Here is a 16,532-nt window from a genome sequence, read left to right as displayed (position 1 = left end):
ATGGCGTGTTCAAGATCGACGGCGAGGTCGGAAACAAGAAGGTCTACGATCCCCGCTCCTACATGAAGAAGGCCGAGACCGGCATGGCCGAGCGCATCGTGGAGGCCTGCCAGGACCTCCACTCCGCCGGCACCTCCGTGTCCAAGTAACACCCCCCCTTCACACCCTCCCCACAGCACACCACGCAACGGGGAGGGTTAAGCTTTGCTCCAAGCAAAATTACGGACGTCAGCCGGCAACCACCACGTCATAGCCACGTTCCTGCAAAGAGCAAATAACTTTGCTGTCGATGTCCGAATCGGTTACCACAGTTCGGATCGCCTCTGGGCCTCCTACCGAAGAGAATGAACGTTTCCCGAACTTGGAGGAGTCCGCAACCACGACTGGTTTCACCGCCCGCGAAGCCATAGCACGGTTAGTGAAAGCTTCAAATTCGTCAGTAGTACCCGGTCCACTGGAATCAAAACCATTCACACCGATAAAGGCCAAATCCATATTGATCTGCTCTAATACCTGAGTACTAAAAGGGCCTGTTAGCTCGCAGGAGTGCGAATTCATCACTCCCCCAACCACGACAATCCGCAGCTCTGGCCTTCCACTGAGACGGTAGGCAACGCTCACAGCATTTGTAACTACTGTCAAAACCGGAAGCGTCACCGGAGACTTTTCGGCATGCTTGGCCGCCCATCGAGCGATCTCTAAGGCCACCTCACTAACCGTGGTTCCGCCAGATAATCCAATAACTTGCCCAGGCTCTATAAAACGCATGCACTCCAAGGCTATTTGCCGCTTTTGCGCTGAATATGGAGACGTTGAAAGAAGCGAAAAGGTTGGCAAGCCACTATCGATAGCCGTTGCCCCGCCATGTGTCCGTAAAGCTTGACCCTTCTCTGCGAGTAGATCTAGATCACGGCGCGCGGTTGCCGCAGAGATTCCAAGCGTGTTTATTATTTGATCTACCGTCACTGTGCCATTACTATTAAGCATTTCCACGATAGATTGAAGCCGTTCCGTTCGAATCACTGCGCGAAGTCCTTCCGAGCTATTTTTGCCCTCCGTTAGCCCCAACTGATGAGGGTCACCCCTCTATCTTAGTATGCTTCCCCCCATCGTCCTATGTTGGATTCGCCGACCCGCCTACAGGCGCTTGAGCATCCGGGTGTCTAAAACCACTTTTCGGACGAGTTCATCGCATCACCATCTGTGCCTCCAAGCGCCGGCGCGCGCCAAGGGGCTACCAACTCCCACTTCGCAACTAGATCGACGTTAATGCCTTAGCAAGCCATGAGCAGGCTTGTAAGCTACTCATCCTTCCCGACACAACTTCGACATCTTGCAGTCGAAAGCGATGTACATTCATACACGCATTGCACATACTCTGCACAATCCTCTTTTTCAGATAAACATAGGCTGCGCTTAATTGGATATAAGTTGAGTCGGACAATGGTAATTCCAGCGCTGGATAGAGTAGGTCAAATTAGCGATATAGAGATTCCCTAAAATTAGGACCGGTTGCGAAGACGTGTTCGCCGGTTTTCTTTCGCTATCGGCTTCCACACGCGATCAAACTAATTCGCGCGGTCTAGATCTGCACCGAGCTCGCAACTTATATTCACAAGCAAGAGATATGCACCTCCGCCCCCCGTCAGGGGCGCAGGTTTCTCATACGCATCCAGATACTGCACGCCGAGAGGGAACGTAACCTCTGAGAAACAATGCCGCGTTCTCTGCTGTGCTCTTGTGGGATTTTCAGATGTTTAACTCCAGCAGCATTTCGTCTCCCTCAACGAGGAGAGCCCCTCGACCCCTTTTCGCACAGGCCGCTCATCATAGATCCTGAGGTAAGAGTCAGCGGCATTCCTACTCTCCTACTCGCTGAACTAGATACGAGAGCTGTAGAGGTTGTGGAGTTCCCTCACACCGTAGATCGCGCTCCTCTCATGTACTACCGCGCCTCCGCGGGCCGTATCGCCCGTGATCACACACCCCGCGACCGCCCCAACACGGCGTAGTCATATCGGCCCACCGTGAGCGCCGACTAATTAAACTTAAGAAACTATGACTCAGCCCTCCGCAGCGGCCTCATCTGCTACCGCCAGCCCCCGCGACCCCAGCTACTTCGATCAGCTCGCGCCCGGCGTCACCGTGGAGGTGCGCAATGAGTCGTGGCTGGTCACCCACGTGACCCGCTCCACCGATGGCTTCCGCATCAAGGTTCGCGGCCTCAGCGATTACGTGCGCGATACCACCGCTACTTTCTTCACCGCCCTTGACGATGTCCGCATCTTCGACCCCGCCGCGGTCACTCCCGTACCGGATCATTCCCCGCGCTATCGCCACTCGAAGCTGTGGCTGGAGTCCACGATGCGCCAAACCCCGGTGCCGCTGCGGCAGCAGGAGCTCGACGTGGCCACCCGTATGCTCGCGGACCCGCTCGATTATCAGCTCGCCGCCGTGCGCATGGCTCTCGACCCCCAGCGGGTACAGCCCCGCGTGTTGCTTGCCGACGCCGTCGGCCTGGGCAAGACCCTCGAAATTGGCATGATCGCCGCCGAGTTGATTCGGCGTGGGCGCGGGGAGCGCATTCTGGTGGTCACCCCGAAGCATGTGCTGGAGCAGTTCCAGCAGGAGCTGTGGACGCGCTTTTCCATTCCGCTGGTGCGTCTCGATTCGATAGGTATTCAAAAGGTGCGCCAGAAGCTACCGGCCAGCAAAAACCCCTTCACGTACTTCCCGCGCGTGATCGTGTCCATGGATACCTTGAAGTCCCCTAAGTACCTCGCCCAGCTGGAGAAGGTGAACTGGGACATCGTGATTGTGGATGAGATCCACAACGCCACCAATGCCGGCACGCACAATAACCGCTTGGTGCGCACGCTCGCGCCGCGCACGGACGCACTGATCCTCGCCTCGGCCACCCCGCACAATGGCGATCCAGACTCGTTTAAGGAGATCCTGCGCCTGCTCGATCCTCTGGCCGTGAGCCCGAGCGGGGTGATTGATGAGGTCGCCGCCAAGGATCTCATTATCCGGCGCCATCGCAACTCCAAGGAGGTCGCCTCGGTGGTGGGCGATAAGTGGGCGATTCGTGCGGAGCCCACCAATATCCTCATTGAGGCCTCGGCGGAGGAAAATGCCGTGGCCCGCGAGCTCAGCGAGACGTGGGTGAGTACGAAACTGGCCGGCGATCTTTTCCCGTGGACCTTGGTCAAAGCCTATCTCTCCTCCCCCGCCGCCCTGCTGGAGACCATCGATAACCGCCTGCGTACTCTGGCCGCGGATTCCGCCTCCACCAACAGCGCCGCCCAAGTGCAGGCCCTGCACCGGCTGCGCGAGCTGGCCGAGCGCATCACCCCCGATAATTCCAATAAGTACTTCCAACTCGTGGACTATCTGCGCAATGAGGTGGGCATTAAGAAGCGCTCCTCGCAGCGGGTGGTGATCTTCTCTGAGCGTGTCGCCACCTTGCACTTCCTCGAGACCAACCTGAGCAAGGACCTCAAGCTGGGCAAGGGCGCGGTGAAGGTCATGCACGGCGGCATGTCCGATGTGGAGCAAATGGAGCTGATCGACGAGTTCAAGCGCGCCGATTCCAAGCTCCGGGTGCTCATTACCGGCGATGTGGCCAGCGAGGGCGTGAACCTGCACAGCCAATGCCACCACTTGGTGCACTATGACATCCCGTGGTCGCTCATCCGTATCCAGCAGCGCAATGGCCGTATTGATCGCTATGGCCAAACCAACCCGCCGCAGATCGCGACGTTGCTTCTGGACCCCGAGGAGGGCATCGGCGAGACCCACGTATTAGAAAAGCTCGTCGAGCGTGAGCACGCCGCCCACCAATTCCTCGGCGATGCCTCCTTGCTCATGGGCAAGCATTCCATCCGCAGCGAGGAAGATAGCGTCCGCGATATTCTTCGGGGCCGCCGTGATCTCGATTCCACTATCCGCACCGCGGAAGAGGTGGTGCGTGACGCCCGCGACCGCGCCGCCCGCCAGGCCGAAGACCACGCCACCGACGCGGACGCTCCTGCGGCGGATGCCCCCTCGGCCGAGAGCAGTGCAGACGAGCGGGCCGTGGATGATCTCTGGGCCATGCTCAACAGCGGCACCCTGGTCCTCGACGAGGAACCGGAGCAGCCACTTACCTCCTCGGCGGCTCATAGCCTGTTCTCCAGCGAGCAGGACTATCTCGTGCAGGCCCTCGCGGAGGCGTTTCATGATGTGGCCTCGGAGTCCCCGGCGCGCGGCGGGGTGTCGATGGAGCTGCACGATAATGACACGATGGAGCTGACTCCCCCACCGGATCTGCAGCGCCGTTTCGATCTGCTGCCCCAGGACTATGTGGACTATCGCCAGGTCAAGAAGCGCCTGATGCTGGCCACCTCCACCGCCCGTGGCGAGTCGCAGCTGCAGGCGGCCCGCGATAACGATTCCAAGACCTGGCCGAAGGCACACTATCTGGGCCCGCTGCACCCAGTATCGGATTGGGCCGCCGATCGCGCGCTGTCCTCGATGGCAAAGTCCGAGATCCCCGCGTTCACCGGCGACGTGGAGGAGCTCACGGTCCTGCTCATGGCCACGCTCACCAGCTCCCGCGGCCAGGTGGTCACCCGTTCCTTCCTGTTGGCCACCCCGGGCCAGTTCGGCCTGGATGTGCCCGAGGGGATTCCTGCGGCCACGGTGGATACCGTCACCGATCCCATCGCCATGCTGCGCGAGATCGGTTTGAATGAGCAGGCGATTTCCACTGGCTCGCTCAGCATTCCGCCGGAGACGAACCGGCTGATCCGCGCGGCGCTTGCCGCCGCGGAGACGCATGTGGACGCCATCCAGAGCGCCGGCATCGCCGAGGCCGAAAACCGCGCCGCGGCGTGGTCAGAGCGCGCCACCGAATGGGAAAGCGCCATCGGCCACAGCTCCGGCCGGGCGCCCCGCTCTCGTGCCGTGGTGGACAAGCAGCGTGAGATGCTCGTGGCCACCCGCCCGCAGCGTTCCCTCATCCGCCCCCTGGCCGTCATCATTCCCGCCACCACCCCCAGCGCATAACAAGGATCTCCCCCATGGCTTCTTTCGATTCCATCGCCAACGTTGACGAGTGGATCAGCGACTACTACCTGACCAACGATGAGAACACCAAGGGTGCGTCCTTTGGCAAGCGCGCTGAGCACGCAGTGAAGGTGTGGAAGGCCGACGATAAGGATTCCGCGTCTTCCACCTCCCCGTGGGGTCGGCTCACTGCCCAGCGCAATGAGCTGCAGACGGCGCTATCCACCATTGACCCCGCCACTCCTTCCTCGGTGGAGGCTGCCGCCGCGGCCATCGAATCCGCCTGTGGCTATCCGCACCCCGCAGCGCAGGAGGTGCAGAGCAGCGCCGGCACTCTTGCCTTCACCGGATCGCTGCAGCACAAGGCCGCTACCCTTCGTATTTCTCCCATTACCAATATTGAGGAGCTGGTGGAGGCCACCCCACTGAGCCCGCCGAGCCTAGATGGTGCCGAGCTGGAGTGGTCGGCCACCAAGCTGGTGACGGAACTATTCCTCAGCGAGGAACAGCCGGCCTTCATCGTGCTGATCGCCGGCTCCTGGGTGATTCTCGCAGAACGCGATTCCTGGCCCCTCGGTCGGTATTTCGGCGTGGATGTGGCCCTTGCCGCCGAGCGCAATAACACCAAGAATCGCGGCGAGCTACAGCAGGTGTGCGCCGCCCTGGCGTGGGAGAACATCACCTGCGCCCCCGATGGCAGCACCTGGTGGCTTGAGACGCTCGCCGAGTCCCGCGAGCACGCCGTGAAGGTGAGCGAGAGCCTCCGCCAGGCCATTAAGGAATCCATCGAAATCATCGGCAATGATGTGCTGGATCGCCACCGCGAACAGCGCCTGCCCATTGATCTCGACGGCAATGAACTGGCCAAACAGTCGCTGCGCTATCTCTATCGCATCCTCTTCCTGCTCTTCGCCGAGGCCTCCCCGGAGCTGCAGATCCTGCCCACCGGGGTGCCCGAATATGACGAGGGCTATGGTCTGTCGAACTTGCGCGACCAAATCCTCATCGAACCACCCAGCGAGCGGGCCGCCCGCGGCACCTACCTCTACGACAGCCTCGATCTCCTCTTCTCCTTGGTAGATCAGGGCCACGATCCCTTGGACCCCACCGCCGAGCTTTTCGACGCCAACGCCGGCGCCGATGGCCTCCGTTTCCGGAATCTCGCCGCGGACCTCTTCAAACCGGATGCCACCGCGTATATCTCCCGCGTCAAACTCTCCAATGCCGCCCTCCACAGGGTGCTGCAAAACCTGCTGCTCACCCCCGAAACCTCGGGCCGTGAGCGCGGCTTCGTCTCTTATGCCACCCTCGGTGTCACCCAGCTCGGCCAGGTGTACGAGGGCCTGATGTCCTATACCGGCTTCATCGCCACCCAAGAGCTGCTGGAGGTCGCACCCCACGGCGATCCCTCCAAGGGATCGTGGGTTGTGCCCGAGTCGCTGGCCGCCACTCTGCCCACGGACAGCTTCGTCCAAGAGCGGATTGACGACGCCATCTCCGGCACCCGCGCCCGCAATCGTCGCCATAAGGCCGGCTCCTTTGTGTATCGCCAATCCTCCCGGGATCGAGAGCGCTCGGCCTCCTTCTATTCGCCGCCGGTGATCACCGAGTTCACCGTGGGCCAGGCCATCGAGGAGCTGCGCAGCTCAGGCCGTATCAGCTGCGCCGATGATGTGCTGAACCTGAGTGTCTGCGAGCCGGCGATGGGCTCCGGCGCTTTCGCCGTGGAGGCCGTGAACCAGCTGGCAGAGCTCTATATCACGCTGAAACAAGAAGAACTGGATGAGCAGATTCCGGCGGAGTCCCTCACCGAGGAACTGCAAAAGGTGAAGGCCTCCATCGCCCTGCACCAAGTATATGGCGTAGACCTCAACCGCACCGCCGTGGAGCTCGCCGAGATCTCGCTGTGGCTAAACACCATGACCGCCGATTTGAAGGCCCCATGGTTCGGCCTGCACCTGCGCCACGGCAACTCGCTTATCGGGGCGATGCGTTCCACACTGAGCACAGATGCTCTCACCACCAAGCAGTATCTTTCGGAGCGCCCGCGGCACCACAGCGTGCAGACGGTCTCGGAAGCCATTGTCACGCGGAGGCCCGATCCGAAGGTCTCCTCGCGGGTGCATCACTTCCTCGTTCCCGCCCTTGGCTGGGGTGCCGCCAGCGAATCCAAGGACCTCAAAGCCATGGCGCCCGAGCAGATCGCAGCCATGAAGACGTGGCGAAAGTCGGTGCAGAAGGGCTTTAGCAAGACACACGCCCGCGAGCTCGCGAAGCTCTCCGAGCGAGTCGAGGTGCTATGGCGCTTTGCCCTGGTGCGCCTGCGCATCGCAGAACAGCAGGCCCGACGCACCATTAACCTATGGGGCCAGCCGGAACAGCACAGCGCCGGCGCGGTCACTCGTGCACAGATTGAGCAGGAGCTCTTCGCTAATCTCAATGGCTCCTATCAGCGCCTGCGGCTGATCATGAACGCCTGGAACGCCCTGTGGTTCTGGCCGCTGAATGAAACGGAGCTGCTCCCCAGCCGTGAGGAGTGGCTGCGCACGCTTCACCACGCCTTGGGCCGGGCCAATGACGCCCTGAAGTCTGGAAAGAAGCAGGCCGAGGGATTCGGCTTCGCCATGGACTGGGAGGACTTGGACTTTATCGAGGATCTCGAGTTCAAGGCCTCCGGCGCCCTGAAGTACGAGGAGCTGCTGGAGGCGCACCCGTGGCTGGCCATTGTGGAGCGCGTCAGTGCCGAGCAGAGCTTCTTCCATTGGGATCTCGACTTCGCCGCCGTGATGGCCGAGGGCGGCTTCGACTTCCAAGTGGGTAACCCGCCGTGGGTGCGGCCTACCGCTGATGTCGATGCATTGATCTCTGAGCACGACCCATGGTTCACTCTCGCTCATAAGCCCACGCAGGCTGCAAAGAAGGAACGGCGCGCGGTACTGCTCGAGGACCCCGCCGTGCTGGACACGCTCTCTCGCGGCTTGGGGGAAACTGTGGTGACGGCGGAGGTCCTCGGCGATATCACCCGCTATCCACACCTTGCCGACCAGCAGCCAGACCTCTATCGCGGCTTTATGGAACGCACTTGGGCCAATGCCAGCGATACTGGTGTGATCTCCCTGATCCACCCGGAATCACACTTCACGGAAAAGAAGGCTGCGGCCCTGCGCATAGGTGCGTATCGTCGCCTGCGCCGCCACTGGCAGTTCATCAATGAGCTCAAACTCTTCGATGTTCACAACCTAGTCAAATACGGAGTACACGTGTACGCGGCACCAGTAGACAACCCCAGGTTCCTTTCTGCGAACTCTCTCTACCACCCCACGAGCGTGAGCGATTCTTTTAAGCACGATGGAAGTGGTGCACTCCCCGGTTTCAGGGACGAGAACGATAACTGGGATCTGCGACCCCACCGTGATCGTATTGCCACCGTGGATAAGAACACCCTCGAGCTGTGGAAGTCCATCCTGGAGGATCCCAGCACACCGCTGCTGGAAACCCGCATGGTCTATACCGTGAACACCGCTGCTGCCGCCGTTCTGGAGAAGCTCGCTACCGCAGACCGCATTCGAGCACTCGGGCTCCAGTACTCGACTGGTTGGCATGAAACCGCAGATCGGAAGAGAGGCTACTTCGACACCTCGTGGCAGCATCCAGACTCGTGGGCGAATACGATTTTGCAAGGCCCACATCTGGGCGTATCCACGCCCATGATCAAGCAGCCCAATCCCACGATGAAGAGCAACAAGGACTGGTCCGAGATTGATCTTGAGGCCGTAGCCGAAGACTTTATTCCTGCGACCTCATATGCATTCGATGACTCCTTGGATCAAGCTGCGATAAATGGCTTGTTTGGCACGTGGACCGTAGACGGGGAAAAGGAGTATGCGTCATCGTTTTCCCGCGTCGGATGGCGAAACATGGCTGCTACTACCGGTTTTCGGACGCTCTACCCTGCTCTACTGCCCCCAGAGTCCACGCACTTGTACACCATTACTTCTGCTGGGCCGATGAGGGATGTGAGAACGCTTGCCGCAGCGTTCACTGCCAGCTCGTTCCTTGTAGATTTCTATCTGCGATCAACCGGGACGGGGCATATTATGGCGACTGTTTTCGAAGTGCTCCCCCTCGGCACCGAGAATGCGCTGTGGCCCATCGCGGCCCGCCGCTATCTGGAGTTGAACTGCCTCACCCCCGCGTATGCGCCCTTGTGGGAGCAGATCACGGGTGAGGAGTGGACGCCGGAGACTCCGCTGCGGAACGCGAAGGAGCGCTGGCATGCGCAGAATGAGATTGATGCCATTGTGGCCTTGTCCTTGGGTATCAGCGCTGATGAGCTGTGCATGATCTATCGCACCCAATTCCCCGTGATGCGTCGCTACGATCGGGAGGATCTTTATGATGCGCATGGCCGTAAGGTGCCGAAGGAGATTGTGAAGCTTCAGGAGAAGCTGAAGCCCGGCGCGGAGCTGTCCGCGGCGGAGCGCACCTGGACGCACCCGCAGTCTGAGGTGTCCTATACCTTCGACTACCCCTTTGCCCCGCTGGATCGTGAAGCCGATCTGCGGGCCGCCTATGAGGCTTTTTCCAAGGAGCTATAACCCACCATGTCCAGTATCATCCCCACGCATGCCTCGAACCACATTATTGGTGGCTTGAGTGAGTACCTAGCCACCAGCTTCTCCCTGGCGGAGCAGGCAACGGCGGCGGGGCTGAAGGAGTTTCTCACCAACTCCGAGGAGGGCATGTTCCATGGGCCCTATGTGCGCACCCGTTTGCCCTATGCCCCGGCGTCGGACTGGTCGAATCTTCTGGGCTGGCTGCCGGAGCATTTTCTTCCCTACCGGCACCAGGCGGAGGCGTTCCGCAGGTTGGCATCGTCACGAGATGGCGAGGAGCGGCGCCCAGAGCCCACTCTGGTAGTCACGGGAACGGGCTCGGGTAAAACAGAGTCCTTTCTCTATCCAATTCTGGATCACTGCCTGCGCACCACGGGGCGGCGGGGAATTAAGGCGCTCATCCTTTATCCGATGAATGCGCTGGCTAATGACCAAGCGGCGCGTCTGGCGGAGCTGATCACCACCGATCCGCGGTTGGGCGGGATTCGTGCCGGTATCTATACCGGTGAAACGGCTGACTCGCACCGTCGGACCGTGAGCGAGGCGGGGCTGATCACCGATCGGGAGACGATGCGGCTGGCCCCGCCGGAGATCCTGCTGACCAACTACAAGATGCTGGATCAGCTCTTGCTGCGCGATGAAGACCAGCAGCTATGGAAGGAATCGGCCACAAGCCTGCAGTATGTGGTGCTCGATGAGTTCCACACCTACGACGGCGCCCAAGGCACCGATGTGGCGCTGCTGCTGCGGCGCATGGGGTTGAAGATCAAGGCCCTCCAGCCCGAGGGCGAGTTAAGCGAGGAGGACAAGGCCCGCCCTCTGGGGCGGATCACGCCGGTGGCTACCTCCGCAACACTGGGCGATAAGAATTCCGAGCCCACAGAGATGCTCGAGTTCGCGCACACTATCTTCGGCGAACAGCTGCCACCGAGCTCCGTGGTGCGCGAAACCGTGCTCACCATCGAACAATGGCAGCGCAGCATTGCCGAGTTCACTGGGATCGAGGCCGAGCCCACGCCCGCGCCGACGGCCGCGGCGATGCAGGAGATGAATCGCGCGATCGAAAAGGCCACCGCGACCGAGGAGCATGTGGAGCACGATCGCATCGTGCGCCGAGTGCTCGGCGAAGAGCTACTTGGCGTGGGCGCGGAGACGTCCGTGGAGCACACGATTGCGGCGGCCTCGCGCAATGAGTGGGTTCTTCAGCTGCTGCAGGCAACGAGCCGGCCGGTGGCGATAACGGAATCCTTCGAAAAGGACGAGACTCCGCTGGATGCCCAGCTCTTCCATGCCGAAACGCTACGTCAGCTCGGCGCGGACGCAGCCACCTTTATTGCCCACACCCTCACCTTGATCGCGCACCTGCGCGCCGAGTTCGGGGCGCAGCATGGCTGGCACGGCAAGAAATTCCCTGGGGTAGAGACCCACCTGTGGGTGCGGGAGGTATCGCGCATCGACCGCGCCGTGGAGCTGAACGCCGCTGGGGCAGCAATGTTTCGCTGGTCCGATAACGGCACCACCGAGGGCAATTGGTTGCCGGCCTGCTACTGCCGTAACTGCGGGCGCTCGGGGTGGATGGTCAGCGTCCAGCCCGGCGATGAGCGCATCGAAACCAACCCTAAAACCATCCGCGGCCACAGCGTGCGCAAACGCACCATGATGCGGCCGCTCATCGACGCCTCCAGTGAGCTGCGCTTGGGACACGATCGCCTGGCCGAGGACCACTCCATGCTGGCCTGGCTGGATCTGCCCAATGCGCAGCTGAGCGTGAGCGAGCCCGATGAGGAACACCTGGACTTCGGTGGCGTGGTGCGGGTTCTCACCTATGGCGGCGAGGACGTAGACGAGCTTGCCCGCCAGAACGTCTGCCCTTCCTGCGGGGAGCGCGACTCCATCCGCTTCCTCGGCTCCTCCGTGGCCACGCTGCTCTCCGTGGCCGTGTCCAATCTCTTCGGCATGGACGATGTGGACGCCGCAGAGAAGAAATCCCTGGTGTTCACCGACTCCGTGCAGGATGCTGCGCACCGCGCCGGGTTCATGCAATCCCGCGCCCGCACCTTCGCCTTCCGTGGCCGCACCAATGCGGCCATCGACGAAGCGACCACCCTGGACACTTTGCCTAAGCAGCTCATTGCCTCCGCCGATGCAGATGAGATCCCGGCGCGCTCCCGCTTTGAGCTCCTGCCGCCTTGGGTGGCGGAGAATAAACGCTTTGCGCCCTTCTGGGATCCCAGCTATTCCTCGGGGCAGCGCGGCGAGGCCACCAAGCGCCTGACCAAGGTGCTGGAGCTGGATGTGGCTCTCGAGTTTGGTGATCGCGCCGATCTGCCCCGCTCTTTGGTCTCCACCGGAACCGTCTCCGTGGGCGTGGACGTAGACGATGCGGTGCTGGAGCCCATCGCTAAAGAGGCTCTGCGCAGCGCCTTCGGCGAGACGCAAATGGCGGCGTTTATCTCCCATGACCCCGCCACCGGCGATGCACTCGATGGTGCCGGCAGCGAGCTGGCCTGGGCCCGCGGCCTGCTGGAATACACCCGCCTTAGCGGCGGTATCTATACCGAGCTGCTGCGCGCCTTCATTAAAGACGACGGCAACGAGTACATGCTCTATCGCCGCGAAGCCGCCGCCCAAGGCGTGCCCCGCTTCCCCCAAGGCGGTGCCCCGCACTTTCCCCGTGCGGGCGGAAAACTCGCTGGCGCAAAATCGAAGAACTCAGTGCTGCCGCTCTCCGAGGAGCGCGGCTGGTGTGCCCGCTGGAGCGCCACCCACTTAGGGATTGATACCCGCCATGCCGCGTGGGCGGTCACCGCGCTCTTTCGCCTCTTGGCCGCAGAGGGCATCGTGGGCAGCCTGGAGTCCAACACCGGTGCCACCATGTACTATCTCGAGCCCTCGCGCATTCGCGTGGTGCACGAGCCCGATCCAGGCATCCTCGAATGCTCGGTGTGCCACCGCCGTTTCGGCGTGGACGCCCACGGCCGCGAACTATTGGCCCACACCCCCTGCCACTCGCTCGGCTGTGAGGGCCGATTCGAGGTAGTGGCTAATCCGCACAACTACTACCGCAGCCTGTATAGCTCCCGGGACTCCCGCACGGTTATCAGCCGCGAGCACACGAGCTTGCTGGCGACCGCGGATCGCTTAGAGATCGAGGAACAGTTCAAGGCGGCCGTCGATAAGCAACAACCGGATGCGCCGAATGTGCTGGTGGCTACCCCTACCCTCGAGATGGGTATCGATATCGGGAATCTGTCCACGGTGATGCTGGCCTCCCTGCCGGATTCTGTGGCCTCCTATGTGCAGCGTGTGGGCCGTGCTGGGCGTTTGAGCGGCAACTCGCTGGTGATCGCTGTGACCCGCGGGCGCGGGAAGGCGCTGGCTAGGCTGGAACGGCCGCTGAGCACCATCAATGGTGTGGTGCAGCCGCCGGCGGCCTTTTTGTCTGCGCGAGAGATTCTGCACCGGCAGTTCTTGGCCTATGTGATCGACACCATGGACTTCGCCGAGGTGAATGTGTCGGCGACGCGCGCGAAGTCCGTCTTCGGCTATGGCCTGCAGGACTTCGAGGGCACGGTGGTGGCCGCACTCATCGATCGCATCGAGGGGGGGATCGACGCTGAGCTCGATGCCTTCCTGGACAGCCTGGGCGAGTTTGCGCCCCAGGCCGTGAAGGAGGAGCTGCGGGAGTGGGCCAGCACCCAGGCGGTGGCCGTGCTGCGCGAGAGCCGCAGCACCTGGCAATCCCACCGCGCAATGCTCATGGAGCGCAAAAAGGCGGTGCATGCCACGCTCGATGAACTCAACCGCGTCGCCGAGAGCAATAGTGCCGATGAGGAAACCGAGTTGCAGCTGCGCCAAACCCGGGCGGCGGCGAATTTCATCAACAGCCAGCTGACCTCCGAGTTCGAGGAGGAATACTGGATCGCCGTGATGGAGCGCGCGGGCCTTTTGCCGAACTTCACTCTCTTGGATGAGACCGTGGAGTTTCACCTTTCGATCTCGCGCACTGACGCCGATACCGGGGAGATCGAAACGCATGCCCGCGACTATTCGCGCGGTATCTCCTCCGCGCTCTTCGAGCTCGCCCCGGACGCGACCTTCTATGCCCAAGGCATTGCCGCCACGGTGGACTCGGTGGAGCTCGGGCCGGATAACGCCGCTGTGCAACAGTGGCGGCTCTGCCCCAGCTGCTCCTACTCGCGGGTAGAAACCCCCGACTCTGATACGCTTCCCTGCCCACACTGCGGCGACGCTCGCTTTGCCGACGCCGCGCAGGTGATCAACGTGGTGGAAATGACGCGCGTCTACGCCAGCGTGGATTATTCGCGCTCTGCGATTACCGATGCCAAAGACGATCGCACCTCGGTGCGCTTCGAACGCGCCCTGTCCATGGTGGTGCCCGAGGGCGGCTATGGAGAGGGATGGTTCTTGCGCGAAACCGGTTTCGGTATCCGCTACCTGCCCTCGGTGAACATGCGCTGGCTGAACCTGGGCCGCGCCCAAGGCGGAATGCGCCAATCCCTGTGCGGCGCCGAAGTAGAAACTCCCATGTTTCGCGTGTGCCGCGAGTGCGGCCACAAGGATTCCGAGGCGGGATCGAATCACTGGCGCGACCACAAGCCCTGGTGCTCCCTGCGCAATGCCGCCGAGGAGGACACCATCGCCTTCGCCCTGGGACGCACCCTCACTACCCAAGGCGTGCTCATGCACCTGCCGCCCAGCATTGCCGCCGCCGATGAGAACGCCACCCCGAGCCTCATCGCCACGATCCGCATGGGCTTCAAACTGGCCCTCGGCGGCAACCCCGATCACCTCGATGTGGCGCCGGTCCATGCCAGCACCCACGGCAAGGTGAGCCCCATGCTGCTGCTCCATGACACGATCCCGGGCGGCACCGGCTATCTCTCGCAATTCACCTCCTCGGCCGATATTCGCCGCCTATTGCTAAAAGCCTATGAAAAGCTGGAGCACTGCCCCTGCCAGAACGATCAGCGCCAAGCCTGCCCCGAGTGCCTACTGCCCTTTAGCGCCGGCAGTGATGTGGATAAGACCTCGCGGGAATCAGCGCTGGCGGCGATCACCAAAATCCTGGTGGATGATCTCCACCCGGATGACAGCGTCGATCCGCTGCGCGAGGAGAACCTCTGGGAGGGCCACATCACCGAGGAGGCCCCGGAGCCGGATAGCCGCTCAGCACTCGAGGTGATGTTCCTCGAGCAGCTGCGCGCCGATCTCAAGGCCAAGGGCGCGCGCGTGCAGGAGCAAACAGTGGGCAACCGTGCCCGCTGGACCATCAGCTTCCCGAACTCGCCCCACCAGTGGACCATGCACGAGCAGAAGGATCTGGTAGAAACCAAACCCGACTTCTACTTTGAAACCGATAACGCCACCGTGAGCACCGTGGCCGCCTATCTCGACGGCTATCAGTATCACGCCAGCCAGCTGCACAACCGGGTGGCTGGGGACATCGCCAAGCGATCACAGCTGGCCCGCCGCGGCATGTACCCGTGGTCCATTACCTACAAGGATCTCGAGGCCCGGCGCGCCACGGCCACCACCGGTGCCACCCAGACGCCCCGCTGGTATGTGGGGCAGCTGCGTGGGGTGCTCAATGAGAAGCTGCGGCTCCAGGATTCCTTCCACGAGCTGCTGCTGCGCGATCCCATGACACAGCTGCTGGAAATCCTGCATCACCCCACCCATCGCTGGGATAAGCTCGGCGAGGCTGCGGCCTTCCACATCTCCTGGGCCGCCCAAGAACAGGGCCCCCAGCTGCTGGGGCCGGCGGTGGATCTGCGCCGCGTGGACAAGGGCGTGCGCATCAGCTTCATTCCAGACCAAGAGGGCTCGGACAAAGACAGCTGGAACCGCTTCTTGCGCATCTCGAACTTGGGCTTCCTCAGCAATAACAGCGTGCTTATTGATGTGTGCGATAACAGCGAGTTCTCGGCGGTGGAGGCGGCAGTGCCCGCAGCAGCTGCTGCGAGCCCGGCTGCGGCGGATACCGCGGCTGCGTCTCACACTTCCGAGATCAGCGACGCGTGGGCCGAGGTGCTCGAGGAGTGGGATGACGATGAGGAGGCGGTGGCCGCGCTGCGTGTTCTCGCACGCGCCGGGGTGGCCGCGCCCGAAAATATCGGCGAGGAGATCGACGGCGTCTCCACCATTGCGGTGTGGGAGCTCGAAGACACAGAGCAGAAGCTGGCGCTGCTCTTCGACGACAATGAGCTCGCCGCACCGTGGCTGAGTATCACCATCGCTGAACTCAGCGATGCGGAGAACCTGCCGGAGGTAGTCCAGCGCCTGCGCGAGTAGGCGCACGCGCCGAAGGTGGGCGTCGATAAGCGTGCACAGGATGTGGCCACCCCATAGCTATCCCCTCCCCTATCGGTGAGGGGATAGCGTGGCCAGCAGCGAGGGCCTTAACCCTTGGCGGCTCCAGCGGAGAGGCTGGACTACTAGAAGCGCTGCAGGCCGAGGAAGAGAATGATCATCGGCAGCAGGACGTTATTCCACGCCGCCACGCACATACGGTCTGCAGCCCCCGCAAGCATGAGCAAGCCGCCCACACAAAGACCCCAAAACTCATCATCGTAGCTCCCACTTACTTCATCTGGGCACTATCCTCATCGACGGTCTCGGCGATCTACTGCTCCAAGTCCGAGTCACCGCTGAAGGGAATGCCGCGCCCTTAAGAACGACATGTATGGCGATCTGTTTCTTCCCCTCTGGAATAACGATCACTAGGAAAACCCCGCCACACAGAGCTCCTTTGTTGTTTTAGCGTCTCATCATTGTTGGACTGTGCCACAATCGACGAGGAGTGCTTTGTATGGCACGAATCGCTCGGCAGAAATAGCCGGCTGC

Annotated in this window: 4 protein-coding genes and 1 pseudogene; 4 read left to right on the top strand and 1 reads right to left on the bottom strand. The window is 61.8% G+C overall.

What is annotated here, in order from left to right:
* Positions 1 to 149: pseudogene (locus tag GBB11_RS09705) on the top strand (class II fructose-bisphosphate aldolase); the annotation flags it as partial.
* A 79-nt stretch (positions 150 to 228) separates the two neighbouring features.
* Here GBB11_RS09705 and GBB11_RS09700 read toward each other — a convergent pair.
* A complete protein-coding gene (locus GBB11_RS09700) occupies positions 229 to 1,023 on the bottom strand; it encodes a DeoR/GlpR family DNA-binding transcription regulator (protein WP_151529614.1) in 795 nt (264 codons plus the stop codon).
* A gap of 1,035 nt (positions 1,024 to 2,058) precedes the next feature.
* Between GBB11_RS09700 and GBB11_RS09695 the strand changes: the two genes are divergently transcribed.
* From GBB11_RS09695 to GBB11_RS09685, 3 genes are read left to right on the top strand one after another with little or no spacing between them, the layout of a single operon-like run.
* Positions 2,059 to 5,049, top strand: a complete 2,991-nt coding sequence (locus GBB11_RS09695; RefSeq protein WP_151549816.1) for a DEAD/DEAH box helicase — start codon at positions 2,059 to 2,061, stop codon at positions 5,047 to 5,049.
* A 14-nt stretch (positions 5,050 to 5,063) separates the two neighbouring features.
* On the top strand, positions 5,064 to 9,647 hold the full coding sequence (locus GBB11_RS09690) for a DNA methyltransferase (RefSeq protein ID WP_151549815.1): 4,584 nt from the start codon (positions 5,064 to 5,066) through the stop codon (positions 9,645 to 9,647).
* 6 nt (positions 9,648 to 9,653) lie between these two features.
* Positions 9,654 to 15,980, top strand: coding sequence for a DEAD/DEAH box helicase (locus tag GBB11_RS09685; protein ID WP_151549814.1), 6,327 nt, complete (start codon positions 9,654 to 9,656; stop codon positions 15,978 to 15,980).
* Positions 15,981 to 16,532: the final 552 nt, after the last annotated feature.

Source organism: Corynebacterium sp. 74A (genome assembly GCF_008930665.1).
Lineage (GTDB): Bacteria > Actinomycetota > Actinomycetes > Mycobacteriales > Mycobacteriaceae > Corynebacterium > Corynebacterium megadyptis.
This window is presented reverse-complemented; position numbering and strand designations above follow the sequence as displayed.